Raw genomic sequence first — 19,840 nt, 5'->3', positions numbered from 1 at the left:
GTCGCCTCAGTCCTCTGATGGCGGCGGCGTCTTTTCCGATTGCTTTGTCTCGGTCCAGTTGGTGATGGAAACCTCGCGCTGCGGGAACGGGATCTGAATACCGTGTTCACGGAATGCTTCCCAGACAGCAAGATAAACCGCACTCTTGATATTCCCGGCTCCGGCTTCCGGATCTTCCACCCAGAAGCGTAATTCAAGATCAATCGAGCTGTCACCGAAACCGGTAATCAGGCAATTCGGTGCCGGGTTGTTCAGCACCCGGTCGAGAGAGCCCGCAGCCTCCATACAAACCTTCAGCGCATGTGGCAGGTCCGTGTCATAGCTGACCCCGAGCGGTGCCCGCAGCCTTACCTTGCGCGACGAATAAGACCAGTTAATCACATTCTGGGTGATCAGATTCTCGTTCGGAATCAGATGTTCCACCCCGTCGCGGGTCACCACCGACACATACCGTGCCGACAAGGTATTCACCCAGCCATAGGTACCTTCCAGCTGGATCACGTCCCCGGGCTTGATACTGCGGTCAAGCAGCAGGATCACCCCGCTGATCAGGTTGGAGATGATCTTCTGCAAGCCAAACCCGATGCCGACACCAACAGCACCCGAGAATACGGCAAAGGCCGTCAGATCAATACCGACACCGGACAGGGCAACCACAATTGCCAGCGTGATCAGCACAATCTTGATCAGTTTGGACGTCAGCACCTGAATGGACGGGGTCAGCGAGACTGACCGTGATATCTGAAGTTCAACAAATCGCGATGCCGCCAGCGCCGCCCATAACAGGAAGGCACCAACCGCCAGCGCCTTGAGGGCGGCAAGTGCGGAAATCCGGAAATCACCAAAACTCGCACTGACCCCTTCCAGCATCGCAAGGGTCGGATCCAGCAATCCTATGATGTTCAGTGCCGCCAGCGCCCAGGCGACGGATGCCATGGTTCTGGAGGCCAGCGGGTTGCGCAGCAAACCGGATGTCAGCCGGATAATGACCCAGGCTGTCTGTAGTGACACCGCAATGGTGATCAGCCGGTGACTGCCACCTGCCGCCGTGGTGACCAGCAGGATCAGGTAAAGCAAAATCAGCCAGACCAGCACGACATAAATCGAAAGTGGCAGAGCAGCCAGACGACGAAGCACGAACCCGCCGCGGGCAATTGTCTGCATCCGCGCGACCCCTGCCTTGATCTGACCGCGCAGCACCAGTGCAAGACAGAGCGTTACCAGCACAGCGGCAAGCTGAACCCCCGCATCCACGGTCAGAACGTGGGCAAGCAACCACTCTATCGCCGATTGAACATATGGCTGGAGGTTCGGAATGTCGGGCATCAGGGTTACATGTTCGGTTGAACAGCCAGTTCAATCAAGCCGCAGATTAAAACCGTTCTTATTGAGACGATTATTGATCCCGATCAAAAGCTGGCACGTCATTTGCTGATACTAGTCACAGGCGAAACTGCATCGCCAGAATGATCAGGAAGGAAGAATGCCATGTCACATTACACAGATGTCAAAAAGCCAGTGTTACCGCGGGTCATGCAGTATCTCAGCTATCCTGTGTTTCTGGTAGGGATCGCAACCTTCATCGGTTACAGCTTCGCACAGGCCATGCAATAAGGTCTGATTTGCAGAATGCGAATTGCAAATTGCGAATCAAAGAGGAAAAATCCTTAATTCGCAATTTGCAAACAGGTGGAATTAGCTGATTTCAACCCCGTATTCCCGCGCCGCTTCCCTGATCTGGCGCCAGGTTTCATCTTCCACATATATTCCGTCTCTTGACCGGCACAGCCGCTCTTCTCGCTCCGGATCACCCGGCATCAGAACAGGCGAATGCCCGTCACCGGGCGGAGACTGGCGCGCATAATCGGACATCGCCCGCATCTCCGTCGCAATGTAATCGCTGTCCGTCAGCCGCACCGGGTCGATGACGATCATCAGCATATTATTGATGATACGGGTGTCTCTTTTATTACCCGGCTGAATGGTACCACCACCACCAATCGCACCAGCCAGCAACTCGCACATCATTGCCAGACCATAGCCCTTATGTTCGGCAATCGGCAGAAGCGCGCCCATCTTTTCTGAAAACATGACTCCCGGGTCATTTGTCGGCTGCCCGTCCGCATCGATCAGCAGACCATCCTTCACCGTCTCGCCCCGGTTGTTGGCAACACGCATCTTGCCGAGAGCAACCTTGCTGGTCGCCATGTCGAGGACGACCTGCTCCTCCACCCCCATGGCCGGAAGCGAGATGCAGATCGGGTTGGTGGCGTAACGGGCGTCTGATCCGCGATGCGGGGCCACCAGCGGACGATGACCTGTCACATTGACAAAATGCAGGGAAACCAGTCCGGCATCCGCACAAAGCTCGCCATAGGTTCCGACGCGCCCGATATGGTGCGCGTCGCGCAGCGCGGCCACTGCAAGCCCCGTCTCCTGGGCAACCCTGATCGACTGTTCGGTCGCCTCGCGGGCGACCACCTGCCCGTATCCCCCCTGACCATCGAACACCAGAATCGAGCCATCCTGCTTCACCTTCCGGACATGCCGGTTCGGATGCAGCACACCCAGCCGGATATTCTGAAGATAATGCGGCAGCATGCCGACGCCATGGCTGTCATGGCCGCTGAGATTGGCCATCACCAGATGGTCAGCAACAATCTGTGCTTCCTGTTCACTGCTGCCGGCAGCCTGAAGGATGTTCTCGACATCCCGACGCAAATCCTGATGGTCTTTCTGCATGATACCTTCTCCGCTGGGTCCGCTTATTCTGGCTACTGTCGCGCTGATGACAACCGCCCGTTGATTGACCGCCGGGAGATCGCTTGCCACAGTCCTGCTTTATGATCGGAGCCGATGCAGATGTTGGAAAACAAGATTATCCAGAGGGTTGAATGGGGCGATTGTGACGCGGCCGACATCGTCTTCTATCCGCAGTATTTCCGCTGGTTTGACCGGGCCACAGCCGCGCTGTTCGAAAGCGTCGGTCTGCCCGTTCGCAAGTTGTCGGAAACCTATGGTGTCCTCGGCATCCCGCTTGTCGATGCCAGCGCCTCCTTCCGGTCCCCCTCGACCTACGGCGATGACCTTGAAATCACGACGCATATACAGGAATGGCGCTCCAAGACATTTGTCCTGTCGCATCGCATGATGAATGGTGACCGCCTTGCGGTAGAAGGCACCGAGATCCGGGTCTGGGCCGAAAAGCATCCGACGGAACCCGGCCGCATCCGGGCAAAACGCATCCCCGATGAACTAAAGGCACTGATACCCGCTAAAACCTGACCAGGCAGACATCTTTGCCTGTCGCGCCACGTCCGGCCCTAACCCTCTATCACGACCCTGAGCATGATGTCCGTCTGATAACTGAACCATGCTGTCCCTGCGGCGTTTACGGGTTATGAAACATGCTCTGAAATATGCTTTTGGGTCACTGCTGCTCCTCATTCTTGGCCTGACGGCAGCCACCTTTTTCGTTCAGGGGAACCATATCAAGCCTTTCGCAGAGAACGCCTTATCGGCGGCTCTCGGGCGAGAGACGACGATCGGTGACCTTTATCTCGACAAGGGATGGATGCTTGGCATCACCGCAACAGATATTTCCGTGGCGAATGCCGACTGGGCCCCTGAAGAGCCGATGGCAGAGCTGGATGAACTGACTATCCGGTTTCGGTTATTCTCCCTTTTCGACAGTCGGCTGGATATCCCGCTGATCCGCGCCCGTGGCGGCAGTGTCGAGATTGTCCGCGACACTGATGGAAAACTGAACTGGTCATCTGCTTCATCAGCCGGCGACGCGGCAGCCCCGGAAGAGCGGTCGGAAATCCCCTCAATCGGAGAGATCGAGATTGCTGATGTGAAGATCAGCTACCTCGACATCACTTCACAACGCAGCGACCTGCTGCTTGCCGCCAATATTGAAGGCGTCCTGCGCGGCAAGCAGGATGTCTTCCTGAAAGGTAACGGGACAATCAACCAGTCCCCGTTCACATTTGAATTTGCCGGCGGTGCCTTTGATCGTCTGATTAATCCGGACGGTCTGTACCCTGTCCGGATCGCCATTGACGGCCCCACCCGGTTGCGCATTGAAGGACAGCTTGCGACATCGGAAGATGGCGAGACCCGCCTCACCTCCGTCCGCCTGACCGGCGACGACTTTGCCGATCTGGGGGTCCCGTTCGGCCTGCCCCTCCCGACCACCCCGCCTTATGATCTGAATGGCACGGTTCTGTTCGGTGACAAGGCCATCTCGCTGGAGGATTTCGCCGGAAGGATTGGCGACAGTGATGCATCGGGAACCCTGACCGTCGATTATGGCAATGAAGAGCCGCGCCTGACCGGCAGCATATATTCGAAAAGGCTCGACTTTGATGACCTTGCAGGGCTGATCGGTGCCCAGCCGGATCCGGATGAGACCGCCTCGGAAAGTCAGCAGAAGGCTGCGGAGCAACAGGGCCTGCTTCCGGAAACCGAAATCCCCGTCGCCCTGTTCCGCAGTGCCGAGATCGATATCCGGCTGATCGCCGACAGCGTGCTGTCACCGGTTGCCAAGGTCGATAATATTGACATGCATTTCATCCTGAAAGACGACCGGCTCACCGTAAAACCGCTGAAAGCTGGGATTGCCAATGGTGAGCTGACCGGGGAAATCGCCCTGAATGTCCGCGATGACATCCCGTCCGCCGACATTGATGTGACTCTTGACGGCGTCGAACTCTATCGCTTCTTTGAAGATACAGATTTCGTGCAGCAGATGGGCGGCGCCGTTTCAGGCCGTATCTATGTCATCGGAAGCGGCATGAACTTCGCCGAAATTCTGGAAGCCGCAAACGGTGGCGGTCATCTGGTCCTGCGCAATGGCCGGATCAGCGGGTTGATTGTCGAGGCGGCCGGTCTCGACATCGCGGAGAGTCTTGGTCTGCTGATCGGTGGCGATGTCAGCGTCGACATGCCCTGTGCCGTCGCAGCCATTACCGCGAACAGGGGCGTCCTGTCCTTCAAACGAGGTGTTATCTCCACCAGTGACAGTCTGCTCCTGACGGAAGGCAGCGTTGATATCGGCGCACGCAGTCTCGACATCCGTGTAGAAGCACGGGAACGGGATTTCAGCCTGATCGACCTGAAGGCTCCTGTCAGCATCCGCGGACCATTGCAGGATCCGGACATCCGCATCGGCGGCATCGACCCCTTCCCCTTCTTCTCCCTGCCCGATGAGGAAGCGCAGGTTAACTGCGACTGGCTGATCGAAGAAGCCCGGAAAGCCGCACCAGGCAGACCGGGAAGCCGGTAATCCTCAGTCGAACGCTTCGTCCCATTTCCCTGTGGTCGCGGCACGGGTATATTCCGTGGCCCGGTTTTCGAAGAAGTTGGTGTGCTCGACCGCGTTCAGCATGTTGTCGAGCCAGGGCAGCGGGTTGGTTTCGATGAAATATTGCGGGGCGAGACCCAGCTGTTTCAGCCGGTAATCGGCGATGTAGCGGATATAGCGTTTCACATCTTCCGCCGTCAGCCCCTCAATCGGGCCAAGACCGAAGGCCAGGTCGATGAAGGCGTCTTCGTGATTGACGATATGTTCGCAGATTTCAATCAGTTCGGTGCGAAAGGCATCATCGAGCACTTCCGGATGTTCATCACAAAAGGTACGGAACAGCTTGATGATTGAGTTCGTGTGCAGCGTCTCGTCGCGGACGGACCATGTCACAATCTGTCCCATGCCCTTCATCTTGTTGAAGCGCGGGAAGTTCAGCAGCATGGCGAAGGAGGCGAACAGTTGCAGGCCTTCCGTGAAGGCACCGAAGACGGCCAGTGTGCGGGCAATATCGCGTGGGCTGTCCACGTTGAACTGCTGCATATAGTCGTACTTGTCCTTCATCTCCTTGTATTTGAGGAAGGCCTGATATTCGAGTTCCGGCATGCCGATGGTATCAAGCAGATGGCTGTAGGCAGCAATATGCACCGTCTCCATATTGGAGAAGGCGGCCAGCATCATCTGGATTTCAGTTGGCTGAAACACCCGTGAATAATGCTTCATGTAGCAGTTATTCACTTCGATATCTGACTGGGTGAAAAACCGGAAAATCTGCGTCAGCAGATGGGTTTCCGATTCCGTCAGTTCGCGATGCCAGTCCTTCACGTCATCGGCCAGCGGCACTTCTTCCGGCAGCCAGTGCATCTGCTGCTGCGACTGCCAGGCTTCAAACGCCCAGGGATAACGGAACGGCTTGTAGCCAACAGACGGGGTCAGCAGGGTCGGGCGCTCAATTGAATGAAGCGTTGCGATATCCCGATCGGTAATGATGACGGCTGTCGGTTCGTCCTGATCTTCAACACGTGCGGCGGCGGACGTCACTGACATGCCAGGCACTCCTCGTAATCGGTGGAAGCTGCAGCGACCAGCGGCAGGTCAATCTGACCGCTGCTGGCGGGTTCGCTGCGCGAATTGATGCTGGAAACAATTTCCGCCCGGTTGATCGCCTTCGAGCGGCAATAGTAAAGGCTCTTCACGCCCTTCTTCCATGCCTGAAAATGCATCTGGTGCAGGTCGCGTTTATGAACATTTGCCGGAACGAACAGGTTCACTGACTGCGACTGGCAAATAAACGGCGTACGGTCAGCCGCATGTTCGATGATCCAGCGCTGATCCAGTTCGAACGCCGAACGGAAGACCATCTTCTCATGATCATCAAGGAAATCGAGATGCTGAACCGACCCTTCCCGGGTGGTGATCGAGGACCAGACTTCTTCCGTATTCTGGCCCTTCTCCTCCAGCACCTTCACCAGGTTCTTGTTGCGCACGTTAAAGGTGCCCGACAGCGTTTTCTGGACAAAACTGTTACCGGCAAACGGCTCAATACCCGGCGATGAATTGCCGGCAATGATCGAGATGGAAGCGGTCGGCGCAATCGCGATCTTGTTCGAGAAGCGTTCCATCGCGCCATAGTCCTGCGCATCCGGGCAGGCACCACGTTCTTTAGCCAGCATGGTCGAGGCCTCATCGGCCTGTCCCCGGATATGCTTGAAGATTTTCTTGTTCCAGGCTTTCGCAATGGCACTTTCAAAGGCCACATTCTGCGACTGCAGAAAGGAGTGAAAGCCCATGACCCCCAGACCGACCGAGCGTTCCCGCATCGCGGCATAAGCTGCACGCTTCATGCTTTCCGGCGCGTTCTTGATGAAATCGCTCAGCACATTGTCGAGGAAGCGGAAAACATCCTCGATGAATGTCGGATGGTCGCGCCAGTCCATGTACCGCTCCAGATTGAGCGAGGACAGGCAGCAGACAGCGGTGCGGTCTTCACCGTTCTGGTCGATCCCGGTCGGCAGGGTGATTTCCGAGCAGAGGTTTGAGGTTTTGACCTGCAGGCCGGCCATTTTGTGATGTTCCGGAATCGCCCGGTTCACATGATCAATGAACAGCATATAAGGCTCGCCGGTTTCAATCCGGGCCGTCAGCATGCGAATCCACAGGTCACGGGCCCGCACCACACGAATGGTGGAACCGTCTTTCGGACTTTTCAGTTTCCAGTCGCCATCACGTTCCACAGCACGCATGAAATCATCGGTAATGGCGATACCGTGATGCAGGTTCAGCGCCTTGCGATTCGGATCGCCACCGGTCGGACGGCGAATCTCGATGAACTCTTCAACTTCCGGATGGCTGATCGGCAGATAGACCGCCGCCGAACCACGCCGCAGTGACCCCTGGCTGATCGCCAGTGTCAGCGAATCCATCACCCGGATGAAGGGCACGACACCGGATGTCTTGCCATTGCCGCCGACCGTCTCGCCGATCGACCGCAGATTGCCCCAGTAGCTGCCAATGCCGCCACCGCGTGCGGCAAGCCAGACATTCTCGTTCCACAGATCGACAATACCATTCAGGCTGTCTGTCGATTCATTCAGAAAACAGGAAATCGGCAGCCCCCGTTTTGTGCCGCCATTCGACAGTACCGGCGTGGCCGGCATGAACCAGTGACGCGACATGTAATCATAGAGTCGCTGGGCATGCGCATTGTCATCCGCATAGTAGCTGGAGACCCGCGCAAACAGATCCTGAAAGCTCTCACCCGGCATCAGATATCGGTCAGTCAGCGTAGCTTTGCCAAATTCCGTCAGCAGCGCGTCCCGTGATCTATCCACAGTGACGGCACTGCCCTCAGCTAATTGTACGACGTCCAGCACACCCGATCTCCCTTGCGAGGCCTTACATTCCCGGTATCCACAGCCTGTGGATAATAGTTTTGAAACCCGGGCATATCCCCTAGATGTAGTGGCCGGGCAGAGGGAAGATACCAAATCTCGGTGCGCTGTCGACTGAATTCTTGTCGAAATAATGGCAAAAACCGGTTGCCGCTCCGCGACTCACTGGGTTTCTGCGGATTGTTCCGAAGGCGGATTAATTGATGGCCCGGGCTGCACTGGCGACGGGCAAATATGACAGGTTCTATCCTGGCTGCCGGTGCTGGCGCTGACCGCTAGAGAATGTTGAGCGGAACCCGCAGATAGGAAGTGCCGTTATCCGCAGGATCCGGCAGATTTCCGGCCCGGATATTCACCTGAATGGCCGGAATGATCAGCCCCGGCATGGCAAGAGTCGAATCACGGGATTCACGCATGGCGACGAATCCGTCCGCGGTGGCATCACCCCCTATATGTAGATTCGAGGCTTTCTGCTCGGCAACGGTAGCCTGATAGCGCAACTCCCGGCCACCGGGCTGATAGTCATGACAGGTATAGATATTTGTCTCGTCAGGCAGCGCCAGAACCTTCTGCACGGAGTTATAGAGTTCACGGGCTGACCCGCCCGGAAAGTCGCAGCGGGCGGTGCCGAAATCCGGCATGAACAACAGGTCGCCGACAAAAACATTGCCATCGACCAGATAGCTGACGCAGGACGGCGTATGCCCGGGGGTCGCCATCACCTGCCCCCGTAACTTCCCGATTTCGAAATCTTCACCATCGACGAACAGATGATCGAATTGCGACCCGTCTGTCGCCACTTCATCCGCCAGGTCAAAAATACGGACGAAATTCTGCTGTACCGCGCAGACACCACTGCCAATACCAATACGACCTCCCAGACGGTTTTTCAGCCAGGCCGCCCCTGACAGATGATCCGCATGGACATGCGTTTCGAGCAACCAGACACAGGTCAGCCCCCTGCTCTCGACAAAGGTCGCGATTTCCTCGGCGCCCGTGCTGTTGGTGTGACCGGATGCCGCATCATATCCCAGCAACGGATCAATAACCGCGCAGGCTCCGGTCTCCGGATCTGACAGGACATAGCTGAGTGTCGATGTGAGCTTGTCGAAGAAGGCGGTGATATCCGGCTGCGGCATGGGTGATCCTGTAAGTTGATACCACCCTAATTCTACATACTGATATCGTATTATTCCACACTCATTGAGCCCGGACTGCCCACTGTTCGGACCATGAACTTTCCGTCCACATCGGTCGACACAAAGCCGAACCGGCGATACAGGTCATGGCCGTCGCCGGTTGCCAGCAGCCAGCGGTCAACACGCCGCAGCCCCGCTGATCCGAAAATCAGACCGAGCATCCACTGCCCCAGACCACGACCGCGCAGATCTTCTGCAATGATCACATCAGACAGCCAGGCAAAGCGGGTTCCGTCGGTCACCACCCGGGCCATCCCGACCTGATGCCCCTGCTGATCCAGCAGGCCGAACAGCCGTGCGTTCTCAAGTGACTCCCGGACCTGCTCACGGCCGAGCCTGCCACCCCAGTAGGAACTGAGAACTGCATTCGTCATCCATTCCGGATCAAGCTGACCCGGAACATCAACAAACCGATAGCCATCGCGTTCGAAGTCACCAGACATGTGGGAACCTGCTCTCCCGTTTGCCGCTATCAGCTTCTGACGAACCGCCAGATACCATCCTCGTCAACGGTTCGGGTCAGACGACCAAGCTTCCAGAGATGATTGAGGTGAGCCAGGGCCTCACCGATGGCAAAGAACAGCTGGTGATCGTTCAGTTCACGGCGGAACAGGATTGGCACCGCTTCGCGAACCGTGCGCGGAGTCACGCAACCCAGCAGGGTTTCCTCCAGCCGGTCTGCATGGTGGTCACGCAGCGATTGCAGGCGCTGTTTCAACCCCCGGAAAGGCCATTTATGTGACGGCAGTACCAGTGTGTTGTCCGGCAATGGCTCGAACAGATCCAGTGAGGCCAGATACTGTGCCAGCGGATCCGCCTCCAGATCACCGGCCTGCACACTGATATTCGGGGTAATCTTCGGCAAGACCTGATCGCCTGATATGAGCACGCCAGCTTTCTCACTGAACAGACAGGCATGTTCCGGCGCATGCCCCCGCCCGACGATGACCTGCCAGGAATGCCGGCCTATCTCGATCCGGTCTCCGTCTGCCAGAATATGTGCCGGGTCAGGTATGCTGCCTGCACGACGGCGATAGGGGTTTCCGCGTTCATGCACCCGTCCGATGAAGCCTTCATCATACCCGCATTTGCGATACATGATCTCCAGTTCACCCGAGAAATCGGCATCATCCTTGGCGTGGACTTGTGCCGCCATGCGCCATTCACCGTCCGTAGCCCACATCCCGACACCAAGCCGTTCCGTCAGCCAGCCGGCCAGCCCCATATGATCGGGATGATAATGCGTGCAGATCAGACGTTTTACCGGGCGGCCACCCAGCACCGAGGTAAACACCGTCTCCCACAGGTCCTTGATTTCTTCCCGGTTGATCCCGGTATCCACAACTGTCCAGCCATCACCATCTTCAAGCAGCCACAGATTTATATGGTCGAGTGCGAATGGCAGCGGCATCCGTATCCAGAACACACCCTCTGCCACCTGCCAGGCTTCACCACCTGCCGGTTGCCCCTCAAAGATATAATCGATCCGGTCTGTCACATCTCGCTCCCGAAAATCAGTTTTGACGAACCATAGGGCTGCTGACTTTGACCAACAAGTTGTATACTCAGGCATATGCGTATCGGTATCGACCTCGGCGGGACAAAGATCGAAGGGATATTGCTGTCAGCTGACGGCGAAATCCTGCGGCGTGAGCGCGTGCCGACGCCACAGGGCAGCTATACCGGAACCATACAGGCGATCTGTGATCTGATAGACGATCTGGAATCCGATCAGTCCGAAACCTGTACGATCGGCATCGGCATTCCCGGCACCATCGCCCCCGATACCGGACTGGTAAAAAACGCAAACTCCACATGGCTGATCGGCAAGCCCCTCGACCATGATCTGATGCATGCCCTGCATCGTCCGGTCCGGCTGGCAAATGATGCGGACTGTTTCGCCATCTCCGAAGCAATAGATGGCGCCGCGGCAGGCTGCCAGACGGTATTCGGGGTCATCCTTGGCACTGGCGTTGGCGGCGGTATCGTCATCAATCATCAGTTGCTGGCAGGACCAAACGCCATTGCCGGGGAATGGGGCCACAATCCAATGCCCGCGATGAACCCGTCAGAACAGCCAGGCGCTGCCTGTTACTGCGGTCGGTCTGGCTGCATCGAAACCTTTCTGTCCGGTCCCGGCCTTGCAGCCCGCCATCATCACCTGACCGGCGAGAACCTGACCGCCGAACAGATCGCCAGCCTTGCCACCCCGTCCTGTGAGGCAACCCTCAGCGCCTATGAAGATCAGCTGGCTCGGGCGCTGGGCAGTGTCATCAATATCATCGACCCTGATGCCATTGTGCTCGGCGGCGGACTGTCCAAGATCGACCGGCTGTTCAGCAATGTCCCCCTGATCTGGGACCGCTATGTGTTCTCCCGGACGGTCGTTACCCGCCTCCTCCCGCCCCTGCATGGCGATTCGAGCGGGGTACGGGGTGCCGCCTGGTTATGGCATGACGAGGGGGCTGACTGATCATGCCCCCGGCGCTTTGCCGAAGCTGCCTGACGCGTGAACCGGGCAACGGGTCGAGATGCCGAAGCTGCGGCTCGCCCCGCGTCATCCGTCATGCCGAACTGTTCGAGCTTTCCATCGCCCATATCGACTGCGACGCGTTTTATGCGACGGTCGAGAAACGGGATAATCCGGAACTGCGGGACAAACCGGTCATCGTCGGCGGCATGCAGCGGGGGGTTGTCTCTGCCGCCTGCTATGTTGCCCGGACCCGCGGCGTGCATTCTGCCATGCCCATGTACAAGGCACTGAAGGCCTGCCCTGACGCTGTTGTCATCAAACCGGACATGACGAAATACGCAAAGGCAGGGCACGCCATCAGAACGCTGATGCAGGAACTCACACCGCAGGTAGAGCCACTCTCTATTGATGAAGCATTTCTCGATCTGTCCGGCACTGAACGGCTGCATCATGGCTCGCCGGCTGAAACGCTGGCCCGACTGATCCTGCGCATTGAAAAGGAAGTCGGGGTCACGGCCTCCATCGGCCTCAGCTACAACAAGTTCCTCGCCAAGGTTGCCTCTGATCTGGACAAGCCAAAGGGGTTTGCCGTCATCGGTCAGGCGGAGGCTGTCGATTTTCTGGCGACCCAGTCCGTCAAACTGATGTGGGGTGTCGGACGCCAGTTGCAGAAGAAGCTCCAGCGCGACGGATTGCCTCTGATCGGTGACCTGCAACGTAAGACCGAGAAAGACCTGATCAGCCGTTATGGGTCGATCGGCAGCCGCCTTGCAAACTTCTCGCACGGTCGCGACAACCGGCGGATTGAACCATCCTCAGGGGCAAAATCTGTTTCGGCAGAGACAACCTTCAATGACGACATTTCCGATACCGACGCGCTTCGGGAAAAGCTCTGGCCGCTTTGTCAGAAAGTCTCAGCCCGGCTGAAAGCCAAGGAACTGGCCGGTGAAGGTGTGATACTGAAGCTGAAAACCCCGGACTTCCGGCTGATCACCCGGTCGCAAAAAATGCCCGGCGCATCACAACTTGCTGAAAACCTATACCGCACGGCCGTCCCGCTGCTGGTGCGGGAAGCCACCGGCCGTCAGGCCTTCCGGCTGATCGGAGTCGGTGTTCAGGGCATTGTTCCCGCCCGTTTTGCCGATGCCATCGACCTTGCCGATCCGGACAGTGAAAAGCGTGCGAAAATTGAACGGGCTATGGATGCCGTCCGTGAAAAATTCGGCAACAAGGCCGTCGACAAAGGCCGCAGCTGGAAACCGGAAAAGAACGAAAGATAGCCGCTATTCCTGACGGATCAGCATTTCGGATGCGGCAACAACTCTATTTCACGAAGTTTGCCGTCAATCTTCAGGTCACCGAAATCCTGCACCACCTCCGTCGCAATGCCATTGGCAAAATACCGGACACCGAGTTCGTAGGATGGCTGTTCGGACCGCGTCGTCTTGTCAAAAAAGGCGAGGCGCATTTTCCATGAGTCCGTTTTCAGGCCGGGCTTCGCATCAGCAGCCGGTGCTGACAGTGGCCCGATAAAAGCGTTGATCGAGTAATAGGGAGTATCGACCGAGAAACCGTCAAACACGTCAGCCAGCAGGAAATTTTCACCAGACTGTGCTGCCGCAATCAGCCTCTCGATATGACGCGCCGGAAATATTGTTCCCTGCGCGAGAGAAAGGGTTCGCGTTACCGGCTGGCGATAGTCAACACTGCCGCCTTCATCATTCAACTCGGCGGCCCCTCTGATATCAGGCCCCTTCTCGCCATTGGTCGATGAATGCACGTTGAACCGGTAATCCTTCCCGTCATGGGACTCCCAGCCGGAATAGGTCCAGTCAGATGTGCGTTCCGGGCCTTCCTCATAGCTGGTGCGCAGGATTGTCCGGTTGTTCGTTGTCCAGCCATCACAGCTTTCCGTGAACTCATAAAAAATGGCCCCCGTTGTCGCACTGACACCGGTGCTTGTTGAATCTGCCGCCATCGAAAGTTCATACACTGCACGATGGGGTTGCAGCCGGATCTCGGACATCGCGGCGCTGGCCGGAAGGATGGCGAGAGAAGCGGTAATCGTTAACAGAACTGTTTTCATAACCGGAGATTATCACGTCCGTACCGCTGTACCAGCCCCCGGAAAACAGGGAATTTCCTGCCACCTGACCCGGTAAATATTGCCGACCGGCACGGCCCTGGATGATGAATATCCGGTTAACACGTTAATATTCTGCGCTTTTTATTCTGGCACGGTGATTGCGAAGGTTTCCACAAAGTTAACGCGTCACTTTCTGGAGCGAGCAACAATGAACACGATGGCAACGACCTCTCCCGTCACCGGTGATATCGATCTGGTCACGGCTTTCAGCCGCATTGTCAGTTCACTCGGCAGAACAGCCGGCCGCCGTGATGCGATTGTCCGCGACGCCATCATGCAGGAAATGCTGGCGCTGGCCGCCACGGCACAGACACGCATGACCGACCAGTCCCGCCGCATCCGCGATCTTGAACAGCTTGCCCATTCCGATGAACTGACCGCCCTGCATAACCGCCGGGCCTTCATGTCCGAACTGCGACTGGCGCTGGCCCATGCCCGCCGGTACACGGAAACCGGTGCGGTGATTTTCGTCGACCTTGATGGTTTCAAGGAAGTAAACGACCATTATGGGCATGCCGCCGGCGATGCCGTGCTGCAACAGGTTGGCAGTCTGCTGCGTGATCTGGTTCGGGAAACCGACATTGTCGGCCGTATCGGCGGTGATGAGTTTGCAGTCCTGCTGACACGCGCCTCAACCGAAAACGCCTTCCGTCGTGCCAAGGTAATCGAAAAGGCCCTGAACAGCGCCGTCGCAACCTTTGGCTCTGTCGCACTGCCAATCTCTGCCAGCTTCGGAATCGAAATGTTCTGCGGTCGCGATGACGAGGCCGTCCTGCTGGATCGTGCCGATCAGGCGATGTACCGCCAGAAACGCGCACGCAAGAGTGCGAACGAAAACTCCGGCGACATTCAGGGCGCTACGGGCGTAGCCTGAGAGAGAACGGCAGGCCAGACGCATGCGCATAGAACCCACATTCGGTTTTCTGAAAACCACCCGGCCGCCGGCCGAGATACGGGAAAACAGCAGCCCGGGAACCAGCCTGGTGGCTACCCGTCAGCCGGGGCGCGATCTTGTCGCCCCGGAAGCCGCAGCCATTGAAAAGGCCGAAGCCGAGAACCGCGCCCTGCCACCCGGCAAAGGCGGCTTCACCAACATCCGGAAGATGTCCCCCCGGCAGATGGCTGATCTGGCAATGAAACTTCACAGCCAGGATGTCCTGACCTATCAGGAATATTCGATGCTGGCCTATCAGCCGGAACTTGATCCCCGGTATGATGAGACAATCGGCGCTCTCACAGGCGAGGAAGCTGACCCGGACCGGCCCCGTGATTTCCTTCAGGACTGGGAAGAGCGGCTGAACTTCGAGCGACGCTACGGGGCGGAAAACAGCGAGGAGGTGCAACGCACCGAAAAAGTCCTCGCCGTCCTCAATCGCTTCGACCGGCCCGTCTTTCTGTCGACCTGATTACTGAACGATAATCCGGTAATCCGGCGTCGGGTTCAGAGGACAGGAATAGAGATACTCACCCGGCTCCAGCTCAACCGTATATTCCTGCGTGACTCCTTCATACAGGCCGCCACCGGAAACACTGGTTTTCGTTATCTTGTGCAGGGGATTGCGCCAGTCGTAATCCGCCTCGCGAATCCAGAACCCCAGTTCATAGGGAACATTCTTGTTCGCAACCCTGAAAGTATATTTTCCCGGCTTCAGGGTCAGGGTTTCAGATTTCGTCAGTCGTTCTGAACCTGATTCCTTGTTGATGGTCCGACAGTCATCTGCCTTCTGCGGTTGATAACCCAGATCCGTGCCTTCCGGCTCAATGAACTGACAACCGGTCTGGGTGAGTTCAATGACATTCTGTGCCGATGCGGCAGAAGTCATAGCAAGCGTCAGCGCAAGCGCCGTCGCTGATACAATGCTGAAATTCCGGTACATGTTCGAGCCTTTCTCCTGTGAGGGTGACTGACAGATACTGTCACCACCGCACACGGACAATTCACATAGCTGTCAGCAGTACGGCAACAGGCTTACGAAGCCGAGAGTGAAATCCAGATCAGGTTGCAGCCGATAATGACCAGCATGGTTGCGATCAGCTTGCGAAACAGCTCCTGCGATACCCGCTTGCGAAAACGTTCTCCGAACTTGATCCCGAGAACCAGCGGTACGGTCGCCGCCAGTGAAATCAGCAGTTCCTGCCAGCCCAGAATGGAAGCCGCAGACAGGGTCGCGAACATCGGCAGATAACTGACCAGAAAGAACATCGCCATCGCCGTGACGAACATGTCCTTCCCTATTTTCAGGGTAAACAGCATGACCATCAGCAGCGGTCCCTGAAAACCGGTCACTCCGCCAATCCCGCCCGCCATCGCACCGGTGCCTATCTGCAGAAAGCGCTCATGCCGTGGCGCGATGTCCACATCGACACGAATGACCTGCAACAGGGCAAAACAGGAAATGGCAACACCAAGCATCAGTTTCAGATTGTCCGGGTCGATGCGAACCAGAAACTGCGTCGTGATCGTCGCGGCGATAAGCTGTGCCGTCGCTGCCGGCCAGAACCGCCGGATACTTTCCCCCCGTAACTCGCTGGAGAAGTACTGATAGGCGTTGGCCGCGATGATCGGAACAATCAGGAAAGACAGAACAATGGTCGGCGGCAACAGCAGCGCGCCCACCGGTACCACAACCAGCGGGGTGCCAACACCAATCACACCCTTGATACCGCCAGCCACAAGAAAGGCGGCGCCGATAATCAGCAGGACATGTATTTCGTAACCGGCGACCATCCGGGGCTATCCGCTGCTCAGTCGCCCCCGGCCTCTGCCGGGGCTTCGCCTTCGGCCACTTTCTTCTTCACCTTCGGGAGTTCCTTGCGGATATGCAGTTCCTTGAGCTGCAATTCGCTGACCTCGTTCGGGGCCTGCATCATCAGGTCCTGTGCCTGCTGATTCATCGGGAACAGGATGACCTCACGGATATTCGGCTCATCAGCCAGCAGCATGACGATACGGTCGATACCCGGTGCCGAACCACCATGCGGCGGCGCACCATAGCGGAATGCATTTAGCATACCGCCGAACTTTGCCTCGACGAATTCCTCATCGTAACCAGCAATTCCAAATGCCTTGAACATGATATCCGGACGATGGTTCCGGATGGCACCGGAAGACAGCTCTACACCGTTACAGACAATGTCATACTGCCAGGCCTTGATATCCAGCGGGTCCATCGTTTCCAGCGCCTCAAGACCGCCCTGCGGCATGGAGAACGGGTTGTGGCTGAATTCAATCTTGCCGGTCTGTTCATCACGCTCGAACATCGGGAAATCAACGATCCAGCAGAAATCAAACCGGCCGGTTGCCCGAAGGTCCAGATCATCACAGACCTTCTCGCGAACCTGACCGGCAAACTTCGCTGCGGCTTCTTCCTTGTCACAGACAAAGAACACCGCATCCCCGTCGCTGACGCCCGCTGCTTCACGAATCTGCGCGATACGGTCGGCTTCAAGGTTTTTGGCAATCGGGCCGCGGGCTTCACCATCAGCGAAGGTGATATAGCCCAGGCCGGCCGCACCCGAACTGCGCGCCCAGTCATTTGCCTTGTCGAAATAGCTTCGCGGCTGCCCCGCAGCACCCGGCGCCGGAATTGCGCGAACCACAGAACCCTTGTCGATATTGCGGGCGAAGATACCAAAATTCGAGCCACGGAACGGCTCTGTAACATCGGAAATCAGCAGCGGGTTGCGCAGGTCAGGCTTGTCCGAGCCATAGAGGCGCATCGCATCATCGAATGTGATACGCGGAAATGGTGCGCTGGTAACGTCGCGGCCATCGGCAAATTCCTGGAATACGCCGGCCAATACCGGTTCGATCGCCGCAAAAACGTCATCCTGGGTGACGAAGGACATCTCGAAATCGAGCTGATAAAACTCGCCGGGACTGCGGTCAGCGCGGGCATCTTCATCCCGGAAGCAGGGGGCAATCTGGAAATAACGGTCAAAGCCCGCGACCATGCACAGCTGCTTGAACTGCTGCGGTGCCTGCGGCAGGGCATAGAACTTGCCGGGATGCAGACGGCTCGGCACCAGAAAATCTCGTGCCCCTTCCGGCGACGAAGCCGTCAGTATCGGGGTCTGGAATTCGGTAAAGCCCTGATCGATCATGCGGCGGCGGATCGAGGAAATCACATTTGACCGCAACACCAGATTCTTGTGCAGCCGTTCACGGCGCAAATCAATGAACCGGTATTTCAGTCGCAGGTCTTCCGGAAATTCCGCATCACCGGCGACCTGAATCGGCAGCACTTCAGCGGTTGATTGTACATCAATCGCATCAATCACCACTTCCACATGACCTGTCGGCAGGCGATCGTTGATCGTGTCATCGGTACGTTTGACCACCCGTCCGGTGACCGTGACAACGCTCTCAGCCCGCAGACCTTCGACAGTCGCAAAGATCGGGCTGGAGACATCAATCACGGTCTGGGTCAGGCCATAATGATCGCGCAGATCGACAAACAGAAGGTTGCCATGGTCGCGCTTGCGGTGAATCCAGCCGGAAAGGCGGACTTCAGAACCGTCATGTTCAAGGCGAAGTTCGCCACAATTGTGCGTGCGATAAGCGTGCATGGGGGTGTCTCAACGGGTTGTTCAGGCGTATCGGGAGAAAGCGCATCGACAGTCCGATGTCAAGGAACAGACGGTGTGTTTGAGCGCTCCGCAGCCATAGTTTAATCTCCATCCGGATATTCACCTGAAGGATTCACCCATGAAAAGACGTACGTTTATTGCTGCCAGCGCCCTTGGTGCTGCAAGCGCCGGACTGGCTGCGCCTGCTATCGCGCAGAATGTCATTGAATGGAAGATGGTGATGCCCTGGCCGAAGCAGGTGCCGGGCGTCGGTGTCAACGGTGTCCGCTTCGCAGAACGTGTGGAGGCCCTTAGTGGCGGCCGAATCAGGATCAAGGTTTATGGTGCCGGTGAACTGGTTCCGCCCTTTGAATGCCTTGACGCCGTACAGTCCGGCACCGCCGATCTGGCGCAGGGAACCCCCTATTACTGGGTTGGCAAATCCAAGGCTCTGAATTTCTTCACCGGTGTACCTTTTGGTATGACAGCGACCGAACGGACCGCCTGGCTGTATTATGGCGGCGGCATGGAACTGTGGGACGAAGTCTATGACGGTTTCGGTGTAAAACCGTTCTATGCGGGCTCATCGGGTGTTCAGGCTGCGGGCTGGTTCCGCAAGGAAATCAATACCCTGGAAGACCTGAAAGGTCTGAAAATGCGGATCGCCGGACTTGGCGGCGAAGTGATGCGCCGGGTCGGGGTAACGCCGACCATGATGCCCCCCGGCGAAATTTTCCCGTCACTGACCTCCGGTACTGTCGATGCAGCGGAATGGGTCGGCCCCTGGAACGATCTTGCCTTTGGTCTGCACAAGGTTGCCAAATTCTATTACACCGCCGCTTTCCATGAGCCCGGCCCCGCACTGGAAGTCTTCATCAACAAGGCAACCTTTAACGCCCTGCCCGCAGACCTGCAGGCCATCGTCGCGGCTGCGGCTTCTTCCATTGCCAATGAGGCAACGGCAGACTTCCACTATCACAACGTGGTCTCGCTGAAACCGCTGGTCGAACAGCATGGCGTCAAACTTGGCCTGTTCTCCGATGACATCATCAGGGCGCTCGGCAAGGCATCACGGGAAGTGATGGCGGAAATTGCTGAAACTGATCCGCTGACACGGAAAGTTCATGACTCCTTCACGGCCTTCCGGGACCAGGCGGCGGAATATTCCCGCTGGATGACCGGACCAAGCCTCCAGCAACGGCTGACCGGCCTCGACGCATAACCCTGATTTAACTGCCTGAACGGATATAACTG

General features: G+C 57.2%; 18 protein-coding genes. 7 read left to right on the top strand and 11 right to left on the bottom strand.

From position 1 onward, the window contains the following. Positions 1–6: 6 nt before the first annotated feature. Both GH722_13520 and GH722_13515 read right to left on the bottom strand, forming a co-directional pair. On the bottom strand, positions 7–1,326 hold the full coding sequence (locus GH722_13520) for a mechanosensitive ion channel (GenBank protein ID MRG72782.1): 1,320 nt from the start codon (positions 1,324–1,326) through the stop codon (positions 7–9). A 369-nt stretch (positions 1,327–1,695) separates the two neighbouring features. Further along, a complete protein-coding gene (locus GH722_13515) occupies positions 1,696–2,742 on the bottom strand; it encodes a malate/lactate/ureidoglycolate dehydrogenase (protein MRG72781.1) in 1,047 nt (348 codons plus the stop codon). 114 nt (positions 2,743–2,856) lie between these two features. Between GH722_13515 and GH722_13510 the strand changes: the two genes are divergently transcribed. Both GH722_13510 and GH722_13505 read left to right on the top strand, forming a co-directional pair. Next, positions 2,857–3,285: an acyl-CoA thioesterase gene (locus GH722_13510; GenBank protein MRG72780.1), complete on the top strand. Its 429-nt coding sequence runs from the start codon at positions 2,857–2,859 to the stop codon at positions 3,283–3,285. An 88-nt stretch (positions 3,286–3,373) separates the two neighbouring features. Continuing rightward, positions 3,374–5,290 carry an AsmA family protein gene (locus GH722_13505; protein MRG72779.1) on the top strand — a complete coding sequence of 639 codons (1,917 nt, stop codon included), beginning with the start codon at positions 3,374–3,376 and terminating at the stop codon, positions 5,288–5,290. 3 nt (positions 5,291–5,293) lie between these two features. Here GH722_13505 and GH722_13500 read toward each other — a convergent pair whose 3' ends face one another. From GH722_13500 to GH722_13480, 5 genes are all read right to left on the bottom strand, one after another. Continuing rightward, complete coding sequence (locus GH722_13500) at positions 5,294–6,355, bottom strand: ribonucleotide-diphosphate reductase subunit beta (protein MRG72778.1); 1,062 nt, start codon at positions 6,353–6,355, stop codon at positions 5,294–5,296. Beyond that, a complete protein-coding gene (locus tag GH722_13495; protein ID MRG72777.1) occupies positions 6,346–8,181 on the bottom strand; it encodes a ribonucleoside-diphosphate reductase subunit alpha in 1,836 nt (611 codons plus the stop codon). Before GH722_13495 ends, GH722_13500 begins: the two co-directional genes overlap by 10 nt. Before the next feature lie 293 nt (positions 8,182–8,474). Next, a complete protein-coding gene (locus GH722_13490; protein MRG72776.1) occupies positions 8,475–9,338 on the bottom strand; it encodes an MBL fold metallo-hydrolase in 864 nt (287 codons plus the stop codon). Positions 9,339–9,388: 50 nt separating this feature from the next. Beyond that, complete coding sequence (locus GH722_13485; protein ID MRG72775.1) at positions 9,389–9,841, bottom strand: GNAT family N-acetyltransferase; 453 nt, start codon at positions 9,839–9,841, stop codon at positions 9,389–9,391. A gap of 29 nt (positions 9,842–9,870) precedes the next feature. Continuing rightward, a complete protein-coding gene (locus tag GH722_13480) occupies positions 9,871–10,896 on the bottom strand; it encodes an MBL fold metallo-hydrolase (GenBank protein ID MRG72774.1) in 1,026 nt (341 codons plus the stop codon). Positions 10,897–10,971: 75 nt separating this feature from the next. Here GH722_13480 and GH722_13475 point away from each other — a divergent pair, with 75 nt between their 5' ends. Continuing rightward, positions 10,972–11,871 carry an ROK family protein gene (locus GH722_13475; GenBank protein ID MRG72773.1) on the top strand — a complete coding sequence of 300 codons (900 nt, stop codon included), beginning with the start codon at positions 10,972–10,974 and terminating at the stop codon, positions 11,869–11,871. Between the two features lie 2 nt (positions 11,872–11,873). Then, positions 11,874–13,151: a DNA polymerase IV gene (locus tag GH722_13470; GenBank protein MRG72772.1), complete on the top strand. Its 1,278-nt coding sequence runs from the start codon at positions 11,874–11,876 to the stop codon at positions 13,149–13,151. A 17-nt stretch (positions 13,152–13,168) separates the two neighbouring features. On the opposite strand, the gene GH722_13465 is transcribed toward GH722_13470, so the two are convergent. After that, on the bottom strand, positions 13,169–13,957 hold the full coding sequence (locus GH722_13465) for a DUF1849 family protein (protein MRG72771.1): 789 nt from the start codon (positions 13,955–13,957) through the stop codon (positions 13,169–13,171). Between the two features lie 208 nt (positions 13,958–14,165). Between GH722_13465 and GH722_13460 the strand changes: the two genes are divergently transcribed. Both GH722_13460 and GH722_13455 read left to right on the top strand, forming a co-directional pair. Next, the gene (locus tag GH722_13460) at positions 14,166–14,891 is read left to right on the top strand and encodes a diguanylate cyclase (protein MRG72770.1); all 726 of its coding nucleotides are present in this window, start codon (positions 14,166–14,168) and stop codon (positions 14,889–14,891) included. 22 nt (positions 14,892–14,913) lie between these two features. Then, positions 14,914–15,423: a hypothetical protein gene (locus GH722_13455; protein ID MRG72769.1), complete on the top strand. Its 510-nt coding sequence runs from the start codon at positions 14,914–14,916 to the stop codon at positions 15,421–15,423. Here the strand turns inward: GH722_13455 and GH722_13450 are convergent, their stop codons facing one another. From GH722_13450 to aspS, 3 genes are all read right to left on the bottom strand, one after another. Beyond that, positions 15,424–15,894 carry a hypothetical protein gene (locus GH722_13450; protein MRG72768.1) on the bottom strand — a complete coding sequence of 157 codons (471 nt, stop codon included), beginning with the start codon at positions 15,892–15,894 and terminating at the stop codon, positions 15,424–15,426. 92 nt (positions 15,895–15,986) lie between these two features. Further along, positions 15,987–16,745 carry a TSUP family transporter gene (locus GH722_13445; protein MRG72767.1) on the bottom strand — a complete coding sequence of 253 codons (759 nt, stop codon included), beginning with the start codon at positions 16,743–16,745 and terminating at the stop codon, positions 15,987–15,989. A 17-nt stretch (positions 16,746–16,762) separates the two neighbouring features. Then, the gene (gene aspS, locus GH722_13440; GenBank protein ID MRG72766.1) at positions 16,763–18,586 is read right to left on the bottom strand and encodes an aspartate--tRNA ligase; all 1,824 of its coding nucleotides are present in this window, start codon (positions 18,584–18,586) and stop codon (positions 16,763–16,765) included. Between the two features lie 139 nt (positions 18,587–18,725). Here aspS and GH722_13435 point away from each other — a divergent pair, with 139 nt between their 5' ends. Beyond that, positions 18,726–19,808 (top strand): ABC transporter substrate-binding protein, encoded by a 1,083-nt coding sequence (locus GH722_13435; protein ID MRG72765.1) that lies wholly within the window; start codon positions 18,726–18,728, stop codon positions 19,806–19,808. Positions 19,809–19,840 lie beyond the last annotated feature (32 nt).

Source organism: Alphaproteobacteria bacterium HT1-32, from assembly GCA_009649675.1.
GTDB lineage: Bacteria > Pseudomonadota > Alphaproteobacteria > Rhodospirillales > HT1-32 > HT1-32.
Note: the sequence above shows the minus strand (reverse complement) of the source record. Positions and strands in the feature narration are given on the sequence as shown.

Coding starts and splice junctions, on each gene's coding strand:
- GH722_13490 (MRG72776.1), bottom strand. CDS start 9,338: ATGCCGCAGCCGGATATCACCGCCTTCTTCGACAAGCTCACATCGACA.
- GH722_13435 (MRG72765.1), top strand. CDS start 18,726: ATGAAAAGACGTACGTTTATTGCTGCCAGCGCCCTTGGTGCTGCAAGC.
- aspS (MRG72766.1), bottom strand. CDS start 18,586: ATGCACGCTTATCGCACGCACAATTGTGGCGAACTTCGCCTTGAACAT.
- GH722_13465 (MRG72771.1), bottom strand. CDS start 13,957: ATGAAAACAGTTCTGTTAACGATTACCGCTTCTCTCGCCATCCTTCCG.
- GH722_13520 (MRG72782.1), bottom strand. CDS start 1,326: ATGCCCGACATTCCGAACCTCCAGCCATATGTTCAATCGGCGATAGAG.
- GH722_13510 (MRG72780.1), top strand. CDS start 2,857: ATGCAGATGTTGGAAAACAAGATTATCCAGAGGGTTGAATGGGGCGAT.
- GH722_13515 (MRG72781.1), bottom strand. CDS start 2,742: ATGCAGAAAGACCATCAGGATTTGCGTCGGGATGTCGAGAACATCCTT.
- GH722_13475 (MRG72773.1), top strand. CDS start 10,972: ATGCGTATCGGTATCGACCTCGGCGGGACAAAGATCGAAGGGATATTG.
- GH722_13445 (MRG72767.1), bottom strand. CDS start 16,745: ATGGTCGCCGGTTACGAAATACATGTCCTGCTGATTATCGGCGCCGCC.
- GH722_13485 (MRG72775.1), bottom strand. CDS start 9,841: ATGTCTGGTGACTTCGAACGCGATGGCTATCGGTTTGTTGATGTTCCG.
- GH722_13500 (MRG72778.1), bottom strand. CDS start 6,355: ATGTCAGTGACGTCCGCCGCCGCACGTGTTGAAGATCAGGACGAACCG.
- GH722_13470 (MRG72772.1), top strand. CDS start 11,874: ATGCCCCCGGCGCTTTGCCGAAGCTGCCTGACGCGTGAACCGGGCAAC.
- GH722_13460 (MRG72770.1), top strand. CDS start 14,166: ATGAACACGATGGCAACGACCTCTCCCGTCACCGGTGATATCGATCTG.
- GH722_13455 (MRG72769.1), top strand. CDS start 14,914: ATGCGCATAGAACCCACATTCGGTTTTCTGAAAACCACCCGGCCGCCG.
- GH722_13450 (MRG72768.1), bottom strand. CDS start 15,894: ATGTACCGGAATTTCAGCATTGTATCAGCGACGGCGCTTGCGCTGACG.
- GH722_13505 (MRG72779.1), top strand. CDS start 3,374: ATGCTGTCCCTGCGGCGTTTACGGGTTATGAAACATGCTCTGAAATAT.